Below are 5,207 nucleotides of genomic sequence, written 5' to 3'. Positions count from 1 at the left end.
TGAAAATAAAGCTAAAAATGTAAGAAATTCTATTAAAAATAATCACTCAGAAATAATAGAAAAAATAAGAAATATGGCTCAAGATATCGAAAATGATAAACGTAAATGACAGTTGAATCAGTTGTTGTACAGCAGTTTTTTTGCTCTCAGAATCCTGTTTTCTAAGCCTGCAATGCTTTTTTGAAGCCGTGGGCTATATGCTTTTTTTTGAAGATCAGAAAATTCTTTAAGCTCTGTTTCGAGCTGCTCAATTTTTTGTTGAAGCAGAATTTCTTTTTCAAATTTTGTTATATATTTTTCAGATATCATTTTGATTATAAAGCCTTTTAAGAACTAAACGATGACGAATTTCAATATCCTTTCGCTTGCCCAGGGCAAGCGAGGTTATTGAAATTAGGCATCAATCTCTATGTTTAAGTCTTGTAGCTTGTCGAGCCAGTATTGAGTTTTATCATCTTTGATATCAGCTTTAATGCGATTAATCAGATCCTCACTAGTTTCACCAAACTGCAAAAAACGAGGTAAAACGTTTGGGTCTGAAATTGCTCTATATATATCTATAGCCTTAATTTTTTTGGGTTGCTCTGGTGGGTGTTCTAGGGGGTGCTCTGGGGGTGTTTCAGCTTTTACTGTACGTTTTTTAGTGACAGTAAAATTGACATGGCTTGCTTTACGACCTTCTTTCTTCACTGCTTTAAATTGAACGGATAGCTCAGTTTTTTCATTAATTAAATCAATGTGCGGCTTCAATATTGAACTCTTGAAGTCTCGATATTCGGGGTATGAATCTTCTGAGAGATCCAAAGCACGTTTTAAGTCTTTTAGATCAATGTCGAAATTGAAGCGATATTCATTCTGACTTAAAAACGGATATAAGCGTAAACCGTGACCGTGTAAGCCACTAATAGATTTAATTTGTAGTTGAGTGAAAGGATTATCTTTGTTGAATACGTACATGATGTACAAAGCATAATGAGTAAAGCTAACTGTAAAATTGCCATCCTTATAAGCTGATGTCGTGACTAATCGAGTTCTAACTCGGCCTCGATCTGGGCTATCAAAAATAACACTATGATTATAAAGGGCATCAACAACACGATCTAAAGCCGAATATGCCCCTTTTATGCTCAATCCAGTTAATTCAGCATATTCTCTAGCAGATATTGAAAACGTAGTTCGTTCATTGGGCTGATCGTTAATAAGTCGAACTTTAGGGCTAAAATACATTAAGAGTTTGAGTAGATCGTCTTTTGGTGGACGTTCATGCTGCAATTGCCAGAAAGCATTTTGCAGAACAGCTAGGTGTTTTGGGTACTTTGCAACAGAAGATTGCAATGGATACAACTCTTTATCCTCTTCAGAGAAGTCCAGTATTTTTGTGGTTTTAGAAGTTTTTGTCACAATTTTTATCTTTTTAAGTGTGGGTTTGGTTCAATATATTCTCCCCCACTTATCAAGTCAATAGTTGTCTGCAACGCCACCCCCCTTGTCTGCAACGCACCCCCACTTTGTCTGCAACGCACCCCCACTTAAGTCTGCAACGCACCCCCACTTAAACCTGTTTTGTCTGCAACGCACCCCCACTTAAACCTGTTTTGTCTGCAACGCACCCCCACTTAAGCATCTGAAAGCCTTTATTCATAATGGTTTCAGGCACCCTGTAAAGCTTTTTTAAAGCTTTTAAAAGCTCTTTAAAGCTTTTATAAAGCTTTTAAAAAGATTAAAAATAGAAAAAGAAAATCGCCCTATGCCCTCGCTTCGCTCGGACGTTGTGACTTCGCTTCGCTCAGTCTGAGGGGCGATTTTTGCAACTAGTGAGCGTGAGTGCCAAAAGCAAAAGCAGATATGACTTCGCTTCGCTCAGAAGCTTTATGCTCGCTTCGCTCGATCTAGATGCAAACTGCATCAATTCGCGCACTTCGTGACGCTCTGTAACTCTCGCTTAGACGCGAAAGGGAGCTTGTAATCAGTGAAAAGGCATTGCGAGAATTTTGATTTTGACAGTTCGCTCGTGGACACTCGCTCTGTAAATTTCTGTTATTGTTTAGATATTTTTAACATTGCACGTATTTTTTAAACTTTAAGATTAATAAATAATTTGAATTTTCACATTGTTTCTAATTTTAGTATCTCAAATTGATCATAAATATAGCTCTATTTTGCGCTGATTTGCGTTTTAAGCGACTTTTGATGTGTCGCAGTACGTTTGTATGCCTGTCATCTGTTTCGTTGAATACAGCGCATTTTGTGCGATTTTTTGAAGTTGCGATTTTTTGAAGTTGCGATTTTCTTGTTACACGGTAATATTTTTATAAAAAAATCATAATTTAAATGTTATACGGTAACTATCAAAAGTTACAGGGTAACTATTAAGTGTTACAGGTAACAATATAGTTATCGGGTAACGATATTTTTATAAATCTGCATTTGTATTTAATTACCGTGTAACGTAAATTCATGCTATGCTTTGATGGTTGAATAATAAAATTGGAATTATGCAATGAAAGACGCGAATGATAAAAAGACGATCGACATGCTGAAGCCTGCCCCGCTGTCGAATTCGGAGCGACAACGGGCGTATCGTGAAAGACGTAAAAGTGATGCTAGTCAACGATTAGACGTATATTTAGATAAGTCTGTAGCTGATCAATTAGCAGATATTGTCGGCGCAGCAGGGGGGAGTCAAAAAGACGTTTTGACACGTTTGATTGATAAAGAATATAAGCGTTTATATGCTGTTAAAAACAGTAGATTAAAGAAGTATATTGAAAGTAAAGGATGATGTACTTGATTTGATAAAGCCCCAAAAATTGGGGCTTTATTTTTATACTAAAAATCTGGGCGTGGTGAGTTGTCAATTTCTTTGTCAATTTCACGATTATTTTTGCTATTTTCTTGCTGATTTTTAACAGTGCTTTCTTGTCGATTTAGCAAGTCGTTGCTATTGCATGTAGCTAGATCATCAAGCCAGTTTTGCACAAATTCCCGATCTAACCTGAGTAGATTCCTCTCATGTTGATCTCTAATATATCCTTTATTTTCAAATATTTGATATGTTTTTAGGTCGTTTGAAAGGGCTATAATACTTGCCTGAATTATTGGCTCATTTGCTTCGTTTTTGAGTACATCAATAATTGCATATTGTTTTTGCTTTATTGCTTCAATGTACTCTCGAATATTATGTTGCGGTTTATCTTCAATAGCTGATAGCTCTAAAACCCTTGCGATTAAAGGCGTTGGGGGTAATTCTTGGAAGTGTTTGCATGCTTCTAATGCGCTACATCGCTGTGATTCACTAGCTGTACGAATGATTTCTGCTCTTGATGCGCTTTGATCTGCTGCAAGTCGAGCTTTAGCTTCTAAATAATAATGTTCGTATAGTTGATAGTTGTTGTATTCACGCAAGTCATTGACTTCATTGATCGCTCGCTCACGCTCTGCAAGCTTCGCTTGATATGCAGTATTTTTATCTTTGTCCTTAAACGTCAGGTCAGGGTCAAGACGTAACAAAGATTTTGGAATCATTGGCACTGGCTTTAAGTTTGTGCCGTGAATGCGGTTGTAATCTTCATGATGCAGGCATGACACAACATTTGGCACCTCAACATCAATGCCCTTTATTTTTACTATTTTGGTCGGTGCGTATTTCTCCAGATGCTCATTAATAATAACTTCTGTATCGACACGCATTTCATTAATGATCGTTTTGCCTTTGCCGCGAACGTCTGGAGTAATTTTTTGCGCTCCGCCTTTTTCTGGTTCTGCATCATTGTAGCGACTGAAAAACTGTTCAGCAGTTCTGTTATGTTCATCAACTGAACGCTCGCAATACATGATGTGCAAGTGGGGTTGGTCTTGGTCGCCGATCTCGCCTGCATGATTATGAATTGCTGCGGTATATGGAAAGTTAAACTCATCAGTGAATTGTTTAATGAATGCTTCTGCAAGTTCGATTCGTTGCTGAACAGATAGTTCTTTTGGTAGCGCAATAACTTGGCTTGCAGCAGTGCGCGCATTTTTTCGTTCGTAATTATGAGCAGCTTCCCAGAATATATCTGGGCGATTTTCAGCAAAGCTGGGCATGTTGCCAGATTTCACAAACTCAACTTTTTCGTGAAGATTGTCTTTGTGGTTTTTATAGTGTGCTGTGCGTGTGATGTAGTGAAAACGGTTTTTGCACGATGCCGCTTTTTTGACTTTTGTGCCGGTTTTGCTTTTGACTTTTGTTGTGCCTTTTCCGGTATATGCATAGTCGAAATAATACATTTTATTTACACCCCATTTGTATGCCGGTTTTGCTTTTGCCCCGCAGGGCGAGATGAGAGTTTCTAATTCAAATTGATTACGTAGTAATTAATTTGAATTAGAAACACGTAGACGAGCAAAACATTAAATAAATTACTCACGTAATTTAGTTTAATTTTTGTTGCGTGACAATGTATGATGAGAAAACTATATTTTTATTGTGCGTGGTTTCTCTTATGGCGACTCGTGGACGGCCGGCAAAGTTGTTTGATGATTCTGATTTGAACAGAATAATTCGTTTTGCAATGCGTATGGAATTTCGAACTAAAGCACAGCAAGAACTTTGTGATGCTGAAAATTTTAGACCGATTACGGCTTCTCATATTGCTGTTGATAATGAATTGTTGACGCTAATAAAAACTGTAGATCGTCAAAGAACTGCGTATAGAAAAAATGCTGAGTTGTACAAAATTATTCAACATAAAGCGACTACGACTATCCCACTTACAAGCTTAGAAAAAGAGATTCTCGGTTATGACTGGAAAGATCGGGACGGTTTTTTTAATTGTCAAAAAGCACTGACGACATACGCAAAACTTGAAAAAATCGCTAAGTCTGAAATTGAACGTGCAGAAAGCCAGAAACGACAAGAAGAGATTAAAAAGACTCAAGAACAGCAGACAGAAGGACAAAAGCGCAGAAAAGAGAATGAACGTCGTAAATACTTCTTGGGCGGTGTTGTTCTTAAATATAGCCAATTTTTAAAAGACAATTATCTGTTTGGTCCCCAAGATACAGAAGAAGCGATTTTGCATCATTTGCTTGAAGATTTTATTGTTTGCAACTACTTGTCAGACGTAACGAATGATGATGAAAATAAAGCTAAAAATGTAAGAAATTCTATTAAAAATAATCACTCAGAAATAATAGAAAAAATAAGAAATATGGCTCAAGATATCGAA

At 37.0% G+C, this 5,207-nt stretch carries 5 protein-coding genes; 2 read left to right on the top strand and 3 right to left on the bottom strand.

The features are described 5' to 3' along the window. Positions 1 to 117: 117 nt before the first annotated feature. Both NI465_RS16380 and NI465_RS16375 read right to left on the bottom strand, forming a co-directional pair. Positions 118 to 309, bottom strand: a complete 192-nt coding sequence (locus NI465_RS16380) for a hypothetical protein (RefSeq protein ID WP_180042317.1) — start codon at positions 307 to 309, stop codon at positions 118 to 120. An 84-nt stretch (positions 310 to 393) separates the two neighbouring features. Continuing rightward, on the bottom strand, positions 394 to 1,401 hold the full coding sequence (locus NI465_RS16375) for a replication initiation protein (protein ID WP_253145996.1): 1,008 nt from the start codon (positions 1,399 to 1,401) through the stop codon (positions 394 to 396). 1,099 nt (positions 1,402 to 2,500) lie between these two features. Between NI465_RS16375 and NI465_RS16370 the strand changes: the two genes are divergently transcribed. Then, on the top strand, positions 2,501 to 2,782 hold the full coding sequence (locus tag NI465_RS16370; protein ID WP_130169017.1) for a RepB family protein: 282 nt from the start codon (positions 2,501 to 2,503) through the stop codon (positions 2,780 to 2,782). A gap of 47 nt (positions 2,783 to 2,829) precedes the next feature. On the opposite strand, the gene NI465_RS16365 is transcribed toward NI465_RS16370, so the two are convergent. Next, entirely contained in the window at positions 2,830 to 4,266 is a 1,437-nt protein-coding gene (locus tag NI465_RS16365) for a MobA/MobL family protein (RefSeq protein ID WP_253145995.1), read from the bottom strand. A 215-nt stretch (positions 4,267 to 4,481) separates the two neighbouring features. On the opposite strand from NI465_RS16365, the gene NI465_RS16360 reads away from it, so the two are divergent. Then, on the top strand, positions 4,482 to 5,207 hold a 726-nt coding region (locus NI465_RS16360), incomplete at its 3' end, for a hypothetical protein (RefSeq protein WP_253145994.1).

The sequence above is a fragment of the Acinetobacter lwoffii genome, assembly GCF_024129855.1.
GTDB classification, from domain to species: Bacteria; Pseudomonadota; Gammaproteobacteria; order Pseudomonadales; family Moraxellaceae; genus Acinetobacter; species Acinetobacter lwoffii_L.
Note: the sequence above shows the minus strand (reverse complement) of the source record. Positions and strands in the feature narration are given on the sequence as shown.

Bases quoted from the DNA above. Each gene is read 5' to 3' on its own strand.
- NI465_RS16380 (WP_180042317.1), bottom strand. From the start codon at position 309: ATGATATCTGAAAAATATATAACAAAATTTGAAAAAGAAATTCTGCTT.
- NI465_RS16370 (WP_130169017.1), top strand. From the start codon at position 2,501: ATGAAAGACGCGAATGATAAAAAGACGATCGACATGCTGAAGCCTGCC.
- NI465_RS16365 (WP_253145995.1), bottom strand. From the start codon at position 4,266: ATGTATTATTTCGACTATGCATATACCGGAAAAGGCACAACAAAAGTC.